The following is a 14,897-nucleotide window of genomic DNA, read 5'->3' on the forward strand; positions in this document are numbered from 1 at the left end:
ATATCCGCAATAACGGTGGTGGCGATGACGATATGTGGAAACAAGGCATTGTTAAGTACATCGCAAATAAACCGTACCAACATACCAGCAAATATACGAAAAAAATCATTGCAAAATATATGGATGACGGCGAAATCGAAGGCGAAGTTGTTACTAAAGTATTTGATCGTTTTGAGCAGCCAGTAAAAGATGAGCCATTAAAATTTAGCGGTAAAGTCTCGGTTGTAGTGGGAAGTTATACCTATTCATCGGCTATTTTATTTGCAAACACAATGCAGGATTTTGGTTTTGCTGAAATTGTAGGTGAAGCGTCTGCAGGATATTCATGGCAAACTGGGGGCATTCAATTTTTGACGTTGCCAAATTCACAATTAAAAGCCGTAACGCCTCGTTTTTATTTAGTAAGACCAAGTGGCAAACAAGAAGGATTACCGGTAATTCCTAATAAAGCGTTTCAAGATGATGTGCTAAAGCCACAGCAGTTAATTAACACAATAATGAATGAATTTAACGCGCCAGCCAACTAAACAAAAAAGCCTTTCCGTAGGTGTTTTGGAAAGGCTTATTTTAATTGTTTTTTATAATGGTAAAACAGTTTTATTGTTTGCTTCATAGGCTGTCCTAAAGGTTATTTTGTTAGCATATAAATGCCGCCAATAGCTGCGCCAGTTACAATTGCACTTGTCATACCGGCAGTAATTAAGCCAGCAATAACAAAGGTGCTAAGTGATGCGACCATTAATATATCGACTGTGTTTGCATTGTTCATTTGAATTATCTCTTAATTTTAATTGGTTATTTAGTTAATAAATAAGCGCTGCCAATTGCTGCACCAGTTACGATTGCTGTTGTCATACCAGCGGTTACTAAACCTGCAACTACAAAAGTTGTTAAACCAGCAGCCATTAAAATTTCGATTGCGTTTGACGTGTTCATAATCTCTTTCCTATTCAGTGTAATGTGAGTAAAGCGTGTTGCTTGAGTTAAAGAATAGGGGAAGTATGAATCGATTCCTGCCCTTTGTGATGTTTGGTCAAATAAGGTGATGTTTGGATAATAATAGGGATAAAACTATTGGCATGACGGAGATGGTTGTTAAGCCTAATTGATTAAGTAACAACTCGGGTATTAAAAAGGCCAGTATCACTGGCCTTTTTAATCACCGAATCTAATCTCTTAATAGATGTAAAAAGTGAAGGTGTTTTTCATATTGGTCGATTATATCATTAATAACTGCTTGCTCTGTCCAACCCATAATGTCGTAATCTTGTCCGCCCTCGGCTAAATGCACTTCAGCCCGGTAATACGTATTACTTTGTTCATCATTGCTAAAATCGGGTTGGCAATGTTGTTTTTTCTGAACTCTGTAGCAAAAGTCGTGTTCATCACCATGTTTTACAGAGAGTGTTAACCCATGCTCCCCTTTTGCAATACTTGCTTCTATATCACTCACATCAAGTTGTTCTTGGATCTTTTTAAACGCATTTAACACCGTTGATTTTATGAACCTATCGACATTGTCTTTGCCAGGAGTAGAGAGAATATTATCAAGACGCGCTTGCCAATTGTCGTTTTCATTTTGAATCTGTGAAGATGTTGAACTTAATGACAAGCTTACTTGTTTAGCAGACTCAATACGCAATGCTTTTGCTAGGCCATAACATGCAGCTAGTAGCACAAGGCTAAATGGTAAGGCACTGGCAATGGTCATTGTTTGCAGTGCTTCTAGCCCACCCACCATGGTAAGCGCAGCAGCCACACTGCCAACACATATCGCCCAAAACAGCCTTTGCCAAACGGGTGTGTTACTGCTGCCATTTGAGCTAAGCATATCAATGACCATGGCGCCTGAATCGCATGATGTAACGAAGAAGATCACAATCATAACAATAGACAATGACGTAAGTGCTGTTGACCATGGCAATGATTCAATAAACACAAATAAGCCGACAGCCGCATTGCTATTAACCATTTCAGCAAGGCGAGAAAATCCGACTTCAGTTATTTGGTATAGTGCAGAGTTACCAAAAATAGTCATCCAAAGCAGGGTAAACGCGGTCGGTACAAGTAACACACCGATGATAAATTCTCTGATTGTGCGACCCTTAGAAATTTTCGCAATAAAAAGGCCGACAAATGGTGCCCAAGCTAACCACCAACCCCAATAAAAGATTGTCCAACCGCCAATCCAACTCTTTTTTTCATAGGCAAAGAGGTTGAACGTATTCGACACAATATCTGATAAATAACTACCAATATTTTGAATGTAAGCTTGCAGCAAAAAAATAGTTGGCCCAACAATGAAAATCAGTAACATCAGCAAAATTGCGAGGCCCATATTAAGTTCAGATAAAAATTTAATGCCTTTATCTAAACCTGTTGCCACAGAAATAGAAGCAAGCAATGTGATACCGAGCATAATCAATAATTGATTGGATTCATTCACTTCGATACTGAATAAGTAATTTAAGCCTGCATTGACCTGAGATGCGCCTAACCCCAAAGATGTTGCCACACCAAAAACAGTGCCGACAACAGCAAAAATATCAACTAAATGACCTGGCCAGCCATAGATGCGATCACCAATAATTGGATGCAGTGCTGAGCGCAATGTCAGTGGCAAACCATGGCGATAGCTAAAATACGCTAAGATTAACGCTACAATGGCATAAATAGCCCAAGCATGAAGACCCCAGTGGAAGAAGGTCACCTTCATGGCTTCTTTTATTGCTGATAGGGAGTTTACTTCAGCTGTTGGTGGCGCCAAGTAATGCATCACAGGTTCAGCAACCCCAAAAAACATCAACCCAATACCCATACCGGCTGCAAATAACATCGATAACCAAGTAGGCATTGAGTAATCGGGCGTTGAGTGGTCCGGGCCAAGTTTTATTGCGCCAAATTTAGACACACCCAAATAAATTACGAATCCTAAAATGATTGCGACAGTTAAAACATAAAACCAACTGCCATTGGCTGTAATTTCAGCCTGAATATAATTAAAGCTATTTGATGTGATTTCGGGTGCAATAAATGCAAAGAGCAGTAGTGTGAAGATGCTAATTATCGCAGGTATAAAGACGGGCTTATTAATTTTATCATATGATAAATTCATAATAATTATTTCAACTCAAATTATGTTTTCGGGGGTGTAAATTCAATTTATTTGAATTTAATGAATATTGTGATGGTTCTGAATTTATTTTAGTTTAAATTTAGTTTGATTTAAAATTATTTGAGGTCAAATTAAAAATGATGCATTATTATCTTCAAAAGTTTGTTCGGCTCATGACACAAAAAAGCCTTTCCGTAGGTGTTTTGGAAAGGCTTATTTAAATTGTTTTTTTATAATGGTAAAACAGTTTTATTGTTTGCTTCATAGGCTGTCCTAAAGGTTACTTTGTTAGCACATAAATGCCGCCAATAGCTGCGCCAGTTACAATTGCACTTGTCATACCGGCAGTAATTAAGCCAGCAATAACAAAGGTGCTAAGTGATGCGACCATTAATATATCGACTGTGTTTGCATTGTTCATTTGAATTATCTCTTAATTTTAATTGGTTATTTAGTTAATAAATAAGCGCTGCCAATTGCTGCACCAGTTACGATTGCTGTTGTCATACCAGCGGTTACTAAACCTGCAACTACAAAAGTTGTTAAACCAGCAGCCATTAAAATTTCGATTGCGTTTGATGTGTTCATACTTTGTTTCCTATTCAGTTTTGTTTGAGTAAAGCGTTTTGCTTGAGTTAAATAATAGGCGAATCGGCACTGAGAACCTGCCCTTTGTGATGTTTGGTCAAATAAGGTGATGTTTGGAAAATATCGGTGATAAAGTGTTTTTGAAAGGTATGAATACTGCCCTCATTATGGTGTCGGTGTTTTTTAGTTTTGCTAAAAAGTGCTAACTTGCTTTTGTTTGCACATTTTACTGTGCTTATAAGACTAGCTTTTAAATGTGGAGCTGCAGCGCAAGTGTTAAACAGCATTAAAAACTGCTAATTAAGCGCAAATGTATAGGCATATATATGTTATTAAACGTATGATTAAACAGTAGTAACTAAGAGGTATTCAATGCGACGTTTAATCTCATTATTTATTGTTATCGCTCTTTTGGCTGGGTGTAGTAATTCAAATTGGCGAACAGCTAGCCGAGAGCCTGCTGGGATTGCACCAAATCCAATGCTGGTTAATGATGCGGTTATTGAAATTTATGGTGCTGATGCCTTCAGTTGGCGAGGCTGGTTTGCCGTGCATACTTGGCTTGCGATAAAACCTGAAAACGCGAAAGAATATACCGTATATGAAGTGGTGGGTTGGCGTGTAAAGCGTGGCTTACCAGCTCTTAAAAAGTACACAACTCAAACGCCTGATCGTTACTGGTATGGCGCAAAGCCCGAAAAAATCCTTTCCATTACAGGCGAAAAAGCTAAAAAATTAATCCCGGATGTAATTGCCGCGGCCGAACGCTACCCGTGGGCAAATGAATACACGTTAGTACCAGGACCAAATAGTAATACCTTCCCAGCCTGGATTGGCTTACAAGTAAAAGAACTGGAATTGGATATGCCTTTTAGCGCAATTGGCAGTGGTTATGCTGATACAGAAGTAGAGACGCAATAAATTAGATTGTTTGAATCACTATTATTAACTTAAACCCATAAACCATTATGTACTGAAGTTAATTTTTTAATAGACAGCTATGCGTTAGATAGACTTAGAGATTTCAACGAAACTTTGGTGTAGTTTTTTATAATTGGATGAATTAAACCAATTGGGCTTTCAAATAACGCATTTATGCATCTTAACGATTTCGGATTTATTATACTCAAGAGCGTAATCACACTTTTTCAAAGCTGGAAGGAACAATTATTAATTAATTCATTCCAGTCCCTTTATAGTTTTTCTGTATTGTAGTGGAGTTGTAAGTTGTTTTTCTTGAAACAAACGTCGCAGCGAACTACTGCTCGCATAACCACATGCTTCAGCAATTATCTCAATTGAAAGATCTGTCTCTTTTAACATTGATTTTGCTTGTTCTAGTTTTAGATCTCGGATCCAGTCGCCATAAGTCATACCGACTATTTTTTGGAATTGACGCGTAAAGGTCCGAGGGCTGAGATTTGCTTTTTGAGCAGCTTCTTCAATTGTGGGGTGTGACAAAAGGTTCGATTTAATTTGGTTCAAAATATCTGGCAACTTTTGATGTTTATTTTGTGGTAAAACAGGTTGTGCAACATCTTGGGTTGCATTGCCAGAGCGTAATGGCGCGACGACCAATCGCTTTGCGACTTCATTTGCCTTTGTTAAGCCATAATCTTGTTGCACAATGTGGAGGCATAAATCAATACCGGCTGCACTCCCTGCAGAAGTATACAAATTATCTTCTTCACAAAATAGTGGCGCTTCACTGATATCAATTTCTGGGTATTCTTTTTTAAAATTTTCTAAAAACATCCAATGAGTTGTGGCTTTTTTGTTTTTTAACAATCCTGTGGCCGCCAAAATATATGCGCCACCGCAGATAGCGACTAGACGTGCCTTATTTTTATAAGCTTTTAATAATGCTTTAAGTAAATTTGAAGGTACATCGATGTAAGGTTCTCGCCAACCAGGAAGAATGATAATATCGGCTTCGGCTAAAGCCTCTAAACCTTTATCTATTTGGTAAGTAATACCACCTAATCCACTAATTGCACTTTCTTCAGCACTAACAATGTCAAATTGGTACCAATCTCCGCCAAACTCTGGTCGTGACAACCCAAATATTTCAACAGCGATACCAAATTCAAATTGGCATAACCTATCATATGCAACTACTGCAACGCGGGGACCATTTAAAGCAATTTTGGTCATATTCATTGTGAATTAATTTTTGACCATTTTTGCACGAAAAGAGCCATTTTGTATATGTAAAGCTCACAAATTAGTGTGCTATTTTATAAAAAAATCAAGGAGCCGCTTGTGAACATTTTAACCAAAACCTCAGAAAGTTTATTGTACCGATCTATTACTAAATTTACCTTTGGCATCTTTTTGTTATTTTCAGCTTTTATTAGCAATGCCAATGCTTTTGAAGATATTGCAATTGTTAACGCACGTATTATCGATGGAAATGGAGGGCCTGTAATCGAAAATGGCATGGTGTTAATAAGTGAAGGCAAGATTAAGGCCATAGGAACATCGGTGTCCATACCCACAAAAGCTAAAATTATAGATGTTGAAGGTAAAACAGTAATGCCAGCGTTGGCTGATATGCATACTCACTTAGCATGGGGAGGTGAAGATTTCGACTTATTGGGTTATCAATGGAAGTTAAATGCTTATTTATATGCGGGTGTCACAAATGTTTTTGATTTAGGCGGTGTACTCCCTCAGTTAAAACAAATACAAACTGGCATTAAAAATGGCGAAATTATAGGCCCTAATATCCACTATGTGGGGCCCCTAATTGATAGTGTTGACCCAGCATGGCCCGAAGTCAGCAGAAGTATGGTTTCTGAAGCACAAGCGCCGGGTTTAGTTAGTTATTTAAAGCGTAATGGCGCAAGTGCTGTTAAGGCATATGCGAAACTTAATCGCGCCCAAGTTTTAGCGCTAGTTCGTGAAGGTAAACGTGTGGAACTGCCCGTGATATTAGATGGCTGGGCACTAAATGGCGCATTTCACAATATCACAACAGGAATAACTGCTTTTGCGCATACACCACGTGAAGTCAGTGCTAACACCTTATCCTTAATGCAACGGTTTAAAACACAGGTCATCACAACTCGCTCGGTAGGCGGAGCTGTGCCTCATACTGTACTAAGAGGGGAGGCGTTTATGGAAAACGAGTTTATTAAAAATACCATGCCACCATGGCTGTTTAATAAAATACAACAAGATGTTCAAAAAGCCCAAGCTGACCAAGAGTATGTAAACAATAATTTCAGCCGAGATTTCCATAAAAAATTGCAAACAACCATAAAGGAAATGCATGATGCCGGTATTCCGTTAATAGCCGGAACCGATGACACGACTTTTTATGGTGACGCACTGCATTTTGAGTTGGAATTGCTGGTCGATGCCGGTCTGACTCCTTTGCAAGCTATAACAACAGCTACAATGAATGCAGCGGCTTTAGTGCAACAAAGTGATATTTGGGGTACGTTGGAAAAAGGCAAACGCGCCGATATTTTGGTTATTGATGGCAAGCCAGAGCAAAATATTAAGCACACGAGAAATATAACCATGCTGATAAAGCACGGCCAAATAATTGATCGTAGTGCACTTCTTTATAACCCCAAAGAACACCCTAACACATCAAGTATTAAGGTTAATTAATATATATTATCTTCAGTTCACCAAAAATTTTCTACGTTTTGTATGTTAATTGAAAAAAATGAAGGCTAATAGATAAAACAACAAATACCTAAGTTTTAAACTAAAAGGACAGAATCGAGGAGATTTATCACGCTATTTTTGCTAATTGCCATTTCAATTAATGTTGAGGCAGTAGAAGGCAAGAATTTTAATAATTTTGCCACCCAATATTTTGAAAAGATGGTGGCCACACAAATGCCCAATGCTACAGAGCAAGATTTAGATGACTATTTGGCTTTGCTCAAAGATGATGTGGGGCACTCTTATCTTCCTTGGGTAATAGACGATGGCCGATATCCCGATGGAAAGAAAACGATGAAGAAGGGGATGGAATACTACTTAGGTAGCCATACTCAATTTAAAGCAAAATTACTTAATGTATTTACTTTTAACAATTCTGCCGTAGCTATTCGCTACAAAAAGTGGCTGTACGCTGTTCACCCTGACAACAAACAACCCATTGAATATGAAAAAACGATCATGGAAATATTGGAATTAGAGGATGGCAAAATAGCCGTAATTCGTAAGTATCATGAGTAACGCTAACAATAAAAATTAAATAATTAATTAACTAGGAAATCATATATGAAAATGAATTATTTCGTCTTTGGCACAAACAATAAAGAAAATGCAGTCGCTTTTTATGATCAATTATTCGATGGGTTAGGGCTAAATAAAATACACGGCCAAGGTCGAATGACCTTATGGGGAAATGAAGAGTTTATGTTTGCCATTGCCGAGCCATTTGATGAGAAAGCGGCAACTAATGGCAATGGCACTATGTTGGGCTTTCATCTTGATTCCGTTGCTGAGGTAAATCGTTTACATCAAAAAGCGATTGAACTAGGTGGGGCAAGTGAGGGCGAGCCTAGAATTCGTTCAAACATGCACTCAGCTTATGTAAGAGATTTAGACAGCAATAAAATATGTTTTTATACGAGCAATTAGAGACGTAAATAAATGGGGTGTTTTAGTAAGTTTATAAAATCACTTGGTTGCTCACAGTTATTCTTTTTGATGTTGTTTATGTCTTGTTTTTCTTGGGCTAATAATGACAATCATATCAAGATCAGTAACTATGAGTTGGCGGTTAGCTTAACCAAAACTAATCAGTTCCAAGTGTCGGCTGCAATAACGCTTGAAAGCATGGCTAAACAGGATGCCTGGTTTATTTTGAATAGGGACGCCGTAATTAACAAAGTGACACTCAATGATGAAGTCATTGAATTCAAATTTGAAGTTGATTCTCCCTCCCCTAGCATCTACATAGATGATGGAAGAAAGCTATCACTTTCCTTAAAGTCGTTAAGAGGCAACAGCTCTAAATCGACTTTAAGCATTGATTATGTCGTTCCAATAGCAAGTGTTAATTATCTCGAGTCTTCTCAACATATTGAAACAGGGTTGTACAAAGCTTGGTTTCCACTTAATTTTTCTTATAGTCAATTTCCATTCCGTGTGTCGCTTGATGGATTAACACATCAACTCGCTGGCAATGGAGTCGTGAATAAAAAAGATAAACAAGTTGTATTAGAAAATAACGGAGAAAACATAGACATTGTTCTCATGACTTCTCCAAGTTTATCAACAAAAACGTTTAAAGCTGCAGATTCACAAGTTCAATTCATTCTCTTTGAAAATAGTAAAGAAACTGAAGCGCAGTTAGAGGGAGTCGTTAACAAAACATTAGCTTTATATCAAAATGCATTTGGCTCAAACAAAGGTAATGCAAAATGTTGCAATTTGCTTTTGTGCCAAGAAAATCAGGTCCCTCTTATTCTCGTGATGGGTTTGCGGTGTTAACTCAATCGGAAGATCCTACATCGCCTTTATTTGTAAAAACTTTAGCTCATGAAGTAGCCCACTTTTGGTGGAATAAAGCGGCAACCGACAATTGGCAAGACTGGTTGAACGAATCGTTTGCAGAGTTCTCAGCATTAATGGCAATTGAACACATCTTTGGAAAAGAAATGAAAGATAAGTTTTTGATGGAATTTGAGTCATTATCTTCAACACTTTCGCCACTATATCAATTTCAAAGAAGTGACAAGAATGTTCATAACCTTATGTACAAGAAAGGGCCCGTTATTTTAGAAGCGTTTAGTGCAAATATTAAAGAAGCTGAGTTTAAACGCTGGTTGAAAATGGTAAGTAAGGGCGATATCACTACTACGGAAAAACTTTTTTTGTTGACAGAGAAAGCATATGGCGAAGTGCAACGAAAATATTTAGAAGAACTTTTAAATAAGTAAAATATGAACACATTTTTTAAGTTTTCTAAGGAGGTTTTGTGAAAATTTATCTCGTTGTTGCACATCCTGAACAAGATTCTTTCAACTTTGCGTTGCACAATACAGCAGTAGGAGTGTTAAAAAACGCAAACATCAGATTTGACGTTTCAGATTTGTATGGTCAAAACTTCAATCCTGTGGCTGGGAGGGGAGATACTACTAATTTTCCTGCTGGAGATTTATTTCAATTGGCAAAGGCTCAAAGGTTAGCACTTTCAAGTAATTCTTTTGTAAACAGCATTAGTCAAGAGCAAGAAAAGTTAGTTTCATCGGATCTACTAATTTTTCAATTTCCGTTATGGTGGTGGTCATTTCCTGGCATATTAAAGGGTTGGATAGACCGTGTTTTAACGTCCGGCTTTGCTTATGGTCACAATGCGATACTTAAGCCTAAAAAAGTCATGTATTCAATAACAACAGGCGGCGCTGACTCTAAAGAAGAGTTGGATTATTACCAAAATAAAATCGATGGATTATATCAAGATATATTTGGCTTTATGCGGTGGGAAATTCTACCGGCGTTTATAGCTCATGGTGTACAACAAAAAACTCACGATGAACGGCAACAAATACTTGCAAGTTATCAAGAGCATTTGAAGATGGTTTTACGAATTTCAAATACCTGAGAATGGCAGCAATACCGCATTCAGTACTTCACAACCCCCAAAAAAGAATGGGAATAGAGTCAGTAGTGATATTCCAAAATGAAAAAGGTTAGCTTTGTTTGCTAACCTTTTTGCTCATTATGTTTTTAAAATCAAGCATACTGAGCGAGCTTGGTTCTTGACGTAATGATGGATTAAAGCGTTTGCCCACCAGTTGTCAGTTTTTTCTCTAAACGTGATAATTGTTCAGTAAGGGCTGTTTGAGTAAGTTCAAGCTGTGCAATGGTGCCACCAATTTCTACTTGTTTTGCATCGCGGCCTTGTGATTGCGCTTTTAATTCATCCAGTTTTGAATTTAGTGTCGCTAACTTTGTTTTAAGCGTGTTCGCTGCTTGTTGTTGTTCTTCTAAATAAGAGAGCTTTAACGTAAGTTCTGATTGTGCTTGTGACAAGGCACTGATTTTAGCACTGGCATCACCTACAGCTTTTGTTTGTTTAGATTGGTTGCTGGCAGTTAACTCTTCAAGCTTTTTGATTTCAGACTGATTTCGACGCCAAGCAGACGCCCATAGCTTATCCATTTGTGACCATAGTTCATCAGTTCGCTTACTCAATGCAGATAGTTTTGCTTTGATTGCGCCAGCTGATTCACCCATTTCTTCACCCGTTGCAGAAAGTGCACTTTCTAGTTCAGCAATACGCTGTTCAGATGCCACTAACTGCGCCTGTGTTTTTAAATTTTGCTGATGTAAAAAATAACCGCCAGCAGCTAACCCTAAAATTGCAGCAAAACTAATCCAAGTTGTGATATTGCTTTGCTTTGGTGCCGCTGATTGAAGAGTATCTTGCTCTGGTGCTGAGGTGGTGTTACTTGTTTGCGGAGCAGACTGTGTCGTGTTTTCAACCTGGTTTAAATCGGGCACATTACTAAATAATTCAGGTTCAATTCGTTTGTTCACAGTTCTTTCCTATTTCTTATTTTGTTACAACGTAAAGCAGCTTACTGTAAAACTCAGCAAGATGGAATCAACAAAAGATAAAGAGATTTAAACAAGCACTGATAGCGTGGTTTCTGATCAAAAAAACGAAGGCTGTTTAGCGTAGAGAGCTAAATAATTTTATTTAAATATGAACGATTACACGTTTTCAGGGGGGAACGTGTGAATAATATCTCAGTAAAAATATTTAGATCTCAAAATACTGCACACCTTGATAACCTGCATTGGTAATATGAACTTCAAGTGAAGCGCCATTTAAAATATGGTTTTGTAATTCTTTTGCAAACATTTCTAAATCACGCATTAGCTGAGGCGCTACATCACCACCTTGGTATACTGGAAACTTTATTAACCATTTTCCTGCATCTGTTTGTTTCAGTAAGAATAATTCACCAGTTTTACCTTGGTAAATATTCTTATCTAATAGAAACTGATGAATTTGCTGCGCCATTTCCTCATTAACACTTGTTGTGTCATAAACAAACTTAGCCTCACCATGTTGGATGTAATCAAAGTCATTGCTTAACACAATAGCCGCGACCACTAAAAAAATACTTATTACCGTAATCATTAAGCCTTTTAGCATAAATTTTCTCGTTCATTTAAAAACCAAAGCGTATTGTAATAAAATTAATGTTTAAAAAGCTGTTTTTAAGATGAATGGTAGGAAGATTAAATTCAAATGACTAAATTATTAGCTCTGGTTAATTAATAAACCCAAAAGGCATATTTATAATCCGTACTGCTTATTGATTTACGTCAAGTAAAAGGCAACTAATTAACACGCTTGTTATCCTAGGTTAGGTGTTGCGTAATAATTTCATAGGTTGCTTTATTTTCATAAGCTGTTGAATTTAATGGTTGTTTTTCATTTGTGTTTATTTGGACGAATATCAATAAGTTGCTGCTCGATAGAATTTTATAGCTAAAAATATGTTTTGAAGACTTGGGAATGTAAAACTTAACTTGTAAACTAAATGGGTACAACTGGAAGTTGTTAGGTTTTAAGCACACAAAATCTTAGCGTTTAATATTAAGGATAATATATGAAATACGCATTATGGACCCTATCAGTATTATATTCTTCTACGGCTTTTACGGCCGATTTCAACCAGCAAAAATCGCATTGTCTCGACGCTGCGAACATTGTTAAAAATCAAAATTATGGTGCTTTCTTGCAGCTTATCCCAGAACAAATACGAGGCAAAGAAGGGGCAATAAAACGTCTTGTTGATAAACAAAATGACAAGTATACAAAGTCACGGTACGCGGGTATTAACAATTTTCTTATCGAAGACTATGAGTTGGTAGAAAACCCAGAAAACCATCGCTCTCGAACAGTAAGAAACAGTTTTCAAAAGTGGCAAACAACCCAAGTGTTAAAGGTGAACTACAAATTCGACACAACAGTTGTGAGAACCAATAAACAGCAGTCGGTACGTGGTTATTGTTTGTTCGCGTTTATAAATGATGAATGGTATATGACAAATTTACTTAGATAATAATAGTAAAGGGAAGTGGTGCGTTCTAGTTTGATAGCCACTTTCCATGTTTAGCTTAAATAGCAAGGAGCAATGGTTGCCCGGATAAATAATATTTAATGCTAGTGCGCTAAATTTAACGTAAAATAGCGCCATTATTTGAGTTTATGAGCGCATAAAAATGCGGGCTTATAAATCCACTTCTTTTACTCAGCATGCTTATTGCACACTTGAGTATTTCTTATTTGAAGGCAACCATGAAAAAAACATTCGAATTAACGCATCCTAAAATCAAAATCGCAAGGCGAGTTGATGCGGTAAAGCATGAAGTTAAAAAATACATCAAGCGTGAGCGCAATAAAAAATTGCCTCAAGGTGCTGACTACTGGGACTTTGATTGTAAATTTGGTAACACCGAAGCAGAAGCTGAAGTTGTGCATTTATCACAAATCAATAAGATGATTGATAAAACTCAGCTTGACAACTTAACCTCATTTTACATTGAGATTTTAGCCAAGCCTGCGGTGCGCCAAGCTAAACCATCGCATGATGATTATGACTTTGAAGATGATTATGATGACGAGCTTGAAGACGAATAGTAAGGCTAAATAACGTTAGTTTTTAGCGAAAAGAAACCGAAGCATCCAGCTTCGGTTTTTTATTGCATTCTTTCATACAAACAGCTTATTTAGGATTAGCGACGCTTGCGCTTGGTTGATTTCTTTTTATTTGAGGCCTCTGGCATTGGCTCAAAATTGCCATATTCATCGTCTTCAAACTGCTGTTTACTCGCTTTCTTATTGCCTTTTTTGCTCTTAGTTGGAGAGTTATCTTTTGCGCCGCCCCACATTTGCTCAGCACGTTGTCTGCTAGGCACAAAGCCAGCAACAACGTCACGTGAAAATTTGCGATTAATCAAACGCTCTATGGCGTTTAATTGCTTAACTTCGTCGTCGCTAAAAAGCGAGATAGCTTGCCCTTTTTTACCCGCGCGACCGGTGCGGCCAATACGGTGAACATAATCTTCAGCCACATAAGGTAGGTCAAAATTGACAACACAAGGCAGCTGATTAATATCAATACCACGCGCAGCAATATCTGTTGCTACAAGCACATTTACAGTTTCATTTTTAAACTCAGCAAGGGCGATTGTGCGGGCATGCTGTGTGCGATTCGCATGGATAGAATCAGCTGAGATCCCAGCATTTTTTAATGTGTTAACTAACGCTTCAGCCCCTTGTTTTGTGCGACTAAATACCAACACTTGCGACCACATTTTCTTTTTAAGTAAATGAATAAGTACATCTGTTTTTTGATGCTTATCAACGTGATATAGCGTCTGCGTAATGTTTTCTACTGTACTGTTTGCTGCTTCAACTTCAATTAGTACTGGGTTTAACAGCATGGTTTCTGCAAGTGCTTTAATTTGGTTTGTAAAGGTGGCAGAAAACATTAGTGTTTGGCGTTTTGCCGGCAATAGGGTTGAGATTTTTTTGATATCATCAATAAAGCCTAAGTCCAGCATGCGATCCGCTTCATCGAGCACTAAAAGAGTTAACTGCTCAAAACTGACAGCGCCTTGCTGATATAAATCCATTAACCGCCCTGGCGTTGCGATAAGCACGTCTATGCCATTTTCAAGTGCTGCAATTTGTGGCTCTATTCGTACTCCACCAAATACTGCCAGCGAGCTCACATCTAAGTGCGCTGCATAATTATTAATGCTGGTAGCAACTTGGGCAGCAAGTTCACGCGTTGGTGTGATAATAAGCGCACGAATTTTTTTTGCTTGGGTTGACTGTGTTTCTGCTAAAAGCTGTAGAACCGGAAGTGAAAAACCTGCGGTTTTACCCGTACCTGTTTGGGCAATGGCCATCACATCTTTGCGCGCTAAAATAGCAGGTATGGCTTCACGTTGAATGGCTGAGGGGTCTTTATAACCTTGCTCGGTAATAGCCGTTAATAATGCGTTAGTTAAACCTAAGTGATTGAAGCTCATACAAGCTGTTCCTGATAAGTGCTATAAATTAGTGTACTGAAATGCCTTATACCAATTTTATTAATCATTTGATCATTCTAGCGAGTGAAATGACCCATAAACTGCGTTGTAAAATTCTAAAGTAGAACAACTACATGTCGAATTTTACGCCTTGTTTCTG

General features: G+C 37.8%; 19 protein-coding genes. 10 read left to right on the forward strand and 9 right to left on the reverse strand.

Features of this window, described 5'->3' with window-relative positions:
• The coding region (locus ON073_RS18070) for a S41 family peptidase (RefSeq protein WP_274763280.1) at positions 1–527 on the forward strand (527 nt) is incomplete at its 5' end.
• A 101-nt stretch (positions 528–628) separates the two neighbouring features.
• On the opposite strand, the gene ON073_RS18075 is transcribed toward ON073_RS18070, so the two are convergent.
• From ON073_RS18075 to ON073_RS18095, 5 genes are all read right to left on the reverse strand, one after another.
• Entirely contained in the window at positions 629–769 is a 141-nt protein-coding gene (locus tag ON073_RS18075) for a hypothetical protein (RefSeq protein WP_274763281.1), read from the reverse strand.
• A gap of 26 nt (positions 770–795) precedes the next feature.
• Positions 796–936 carry a hypothetical protein gene (locus ON073_RS18080; RefSeq protein WP_158683525.1) on the reverse strand — a complete coding sequence of 47 codons (141 nt, stop codon included), beginning with the start codon at positions 934–936 and terminating at the stop codon, positions 796–798.
• A gap of 232 nt (positions 937–1,168) precedes the next feature.
• Positions 1,169–3,115 (reverse strand): BCCT family transporter, encoded by a 1,947-nt coding sequence (locus tag ON073_RS18085; RefSeq protein WP_274763282.1) that lies wholly within the window; start codon positions 3,113–3,115, stop codon positions 1,169–1,171.
• Between the two features lie 280 nt (positions 3,116–3,395).
• Positions 3,396–3,536 (reverse strand): hypothetical protein, encoded by a 141-nt coding sequence (locus tag ON073_RS18090; protein ID WP_274763283.1) that lies wholly within the window; start codon positions 3,534–3,536, stop codon positions 3,396–3,398.
• 26 nt (positions 3,537–3,562) lie between these two features.
• Positions 3,563–3,703 carry a hypothetical protein gene (locus ON073_RS18095; protein WP_158683525.1) on the reverse strand — a complete coding sequence of 47 codons (141 nt, stop codon included), beginning with the start codon at positions 3,701–3,703 and terminating at the stop codon, positions 3,563–3,565.
• A gap of 372 nt (positions 3,704–4,075) precedes the next feature.
• Here ON073_RS18095 and ON073_RS18100 point away from each other — a divergent pair, with 372 nt between their 5' ends.
• Positions 4,076–4,624, forward strand: coding sequence for a DUF3750 domain-containing protein (locus tag ON073_RS18100; RefSeq protein WP_274763284.1), 549 nt, complete (start codon positions 4,076–4,078; stop codon positions 4,622–4,624).
• A 258-nt stretch (positions 4,625–4,882) separates the two neighbouring features.
• Here ON073_RS18100 and ON073_RS18105 read toward each other — a convergent pair whose 3' ends face one another.
• Positions 4,883–5,863: a helix-turn-helix domain-containing protein gene (locus ON073_RS18105; RefSeq protein WP_274763285.1), complete on the reverse strand. Its 981-nt coding sequence runs from the start codon at positions 5,861–5,863 to the stop codon at positions 4,883–4,885.
• Between the two features lie 102 nt (positions 5,864–5,965).
• Here ON073_RS18105 and ON073_RS18110 point away from each other — a divergent pair, with 102 nt between their 5' ends.
• The 6 genes from ON073_RS18110 (at position 5,966) to ON073_RS18135 (ending at position 10,280) form a co-directional block, all read left to right on the forward strand.
• The gene (locus ON073_RS18110; protein ID WP_274763286.1) at positions 5,966–7,324 is read left to right on the forward strand and encodes an amidohydrolase family protein; all 1,359 of its coding nucleotides are present in this window, start codon (positions 5,966–5,968) and stop codon (positions 7,322–7,324) included.
• Between the two features lie 138 nt (positions 7,325–7,462).
• On the forward strand, positions 7,463–7,903 hold the full coding sequence (locus ON073_RS18115) for a nuclear transport factor 2 family protein (protein WP_274763287.1): 441 nt from the start codon (positions 7,463–7,465) through the stop codon (positions 7,901–7,903).
• Between the two features lie 45 nt (positions 7,904–7,948).
• On the forward strand, positions 7,949–8,311 hold the full coding sequence (locus ON073_RS18120; RefSeq protein ID WP_274763288.1) for a VOC family protein: 363 nt from the start codon (positions 7,949–7,951) through the stop codon (positions 8,309–8,311).
• A 78-nt stretch (positions 8,312–8,389) separates the two neighbouring features.
• Positions 8,390–9,166, forward strand: coding sequence for a hypothetical protein (locus tag ON073_RS18125; RefSeq protein ID WP_274763289.1), 777 nt, complete (start codon positions 8,390–8,392; stop codon positions 9,164–9,166).
• Entirely contained in the window at positions 9,097–9,615 is a 519-nt protein-coding gene (locus ON073_RS18130) for a M1 family aminopeptidase (RefSeq protein WP_274763290.1), read from the forward strand. The genes ON073_RS18125 and ON073_RS18130 overlap by 70 nt, the downstream gene beginning before the upstream one ends.
• Before the next feature lie 38 nt (positions 9,616–9,653).
• Complete coding sequence (locus ON073_RS18135; protein WP_274763291.1) at positions 9,654–10,280, forward strand: NAD(P)H-dependent oxidoreductase; 627 nt, start codon at positions 9,654–9,656, stop codon at positions 10,278–10,280.
• Between the two features lie 173 nt (positions 10,281–10,453).
• Here the strand turns inward: ON073_RS18135 and ON073_RS18140 are convergent, their stop codons facing one another.
• Together ON073_RS18140 and ON073_RS18145 are read right to left on the reverse strand one after the other, a co-directional pair.
• Positions 10,454–11,218 (reverse strand): hypothetical protein, encoded by a 765-nt coding sequence (locus tag ON073_RS18140; protein WP_274763292.1) that lies wholly within the window; start codon positions 11,216–11,218, stop codon positions 10,454–10,456.
• A 226-nt stretch (positions 11,219–11,444) separates the two neighbouring features.
• Complete coding sequence (locus tag ON073_RS18145; protein WP_274763293.1) at positions 11,445–11,843, reverse strand: hypothetical protein; 399 nt, start codon at positions 11,841–11,843, stop codon at positions 11,445–11,447.
• Between the two features lie 460 nt (positions 11,844–12,303).
• Between ON073_RS18145 and ON073_RS18150 the strand changes: the two genes are divergently transcribed.
• Both ON073_RS18150 and ON073_RS18155 read left to right on the forward strand, forming a co-directional pair.
• On the forward strand, positions 12,304–12,759 hold the full coding sequence (locus ON073_RS18150; protein WP_274763294.1) for a hypothetical protein: 456 nt from the start codon (positions 12,304–12,306) through the stop codon (positions 12,757–12,759).
• Positions 12,760–12,995: 236 nt separating this feature from the next.
• Entirely contained in the window at positions 12,996–13,337 is a 342-nt protein-coding gene (locus tag ON073_RS18155; RefSeq protein ID WP_274763295.1) for a DUF6172 family protein, read from the forward strand.
• 95 nt (positions 13,338–13,432) lie between these two features.
• Here the strand turns inward: ON073_RS18155 and ON073_RS18160 are convergent, their stop codons facing one another.
• Entirely contained in the window at positions 13,433–14,737 is a 1,305-nt protein-coding gene (locus tag ON073_RS18160; RefSeq protein WP_274763297.1) for a DEAD/DEAH box helicase, read from the reverse strand.
• Positions 14,738–14,897: the final 160 nt, after the last annotated feature.

This window comes from Pseudoalteromonas sp. G4 (genome assembly GCF_028875915.1).
Classification (GTDB): Bacteria; Pseudomonadota; Gammaproteobacteria; order Enterobacterales; family Alteromonadaceae; genus Pseudoalteromonas.

What these genes read in the sequence shown, in the direction of transcription:
- ON073_RS18125 (WP_274763289.1), top strand. Translation starts at nt 8,390, where the DNA reads ATGTCTTGTTTTTCTTGGGCTAATAATGACAATCATATCAAGATCAGT.
- ON073_RS18090 (WP_274763283.1), bottom strand. Translation starts at nt 3,536, where the DNA reads ATGAACAATGCAAACACAGTCGATATATTAATGGTCGCATCACTTAGC.
- ON073_RS18085 (WP_274763282.1), bottom strand. Translation starts at nt 3,115, where the DNA reads ATGAATTTATCATATGATAAAATTAATAAGCCCGTCTTTATACCTGCG.
- ON073_RS18145 (WP_274763293.1), bottom strand. Translation starts at nt 11,843, where the DNA reads ATGCTAAAAGGCTTAATGATTACGGTAATAAGTATTTTTTTAGTGGTC.
- ON073_RS18105 (WP_274763285.1), bottom strand. Translation starts at nt 5,863, where the DNA reads ATGAATATGACCAAAATTGCTTTAAATGGTCCCCGCGTTGCAGTAGTT.
- ON073_RS18160 (WP_274763297.1), bottom strand. Translation starts at nt 14,737, where the DNA reads ATGAGCTTCAATCACTTAGGTTTAACTAACGCATTATTAACGGCTATT.
- ON073_RS18080 (WP_158683525.1), bottom strand. Translation starts at nt 936, where the DNA reads ATGAACACGTCAAACGCAATCGAAATTTTAATGGCTGCTGGTTTAACA.
- ON073_RS18095 (WP_158683525.1), bottom strand. Translation starts at nt 3,703, where the DNA reads ATGAACACATCAAACGCAATCGAAATTTTAATGGCTGCTGGTTTAACA.
- ON073_RS18100 (WP_274763284.1), top strand. Translation starts at nt 4,076, where the DNA reads ATGCGACGTTTAATCTCATTATTTATTGTTATCGCTCTTTTGGCTGGG.
- ON073_RS18155 (WP_274763295.1), top strand. Translation starts at nt 12,996, where the DNA reads ATGAAAAAAACATTCGAATTAACGCATCCTAAAATCAAAATCGCAAGG.
- ON073_RS18130 (WP_274763290.1), top strand. Translation starts at nt 9,097, where the DNA reads ATGTTGCAATTTGCTTTTGTGCCAAGAAAATCAGGTCCCTCTTATTCT.
- ON073_RS18120 (WP_274763288.1), top strand. Translation starts at nt 7,949, where the DNA reads ATGAAAATGAATTATTTCGTCTTTGGCACAAACAATAAAGAAAATGCA.
- ON073_RS18150 (WP_274763294.1), top strand. Translation starts at nt 12,304, where the DNA reads ATGAAATACGCATTATGGACCCTATCAGTATTATATTCTTCTACGGCT.
- ON073_RS18075 (WP_274763281.1), bottom strand. Translation starts at nt 769, where the DNA reads ATGAACAATGCAAACACAGTCGATATATTAATGGTCGCATCACTTAGC.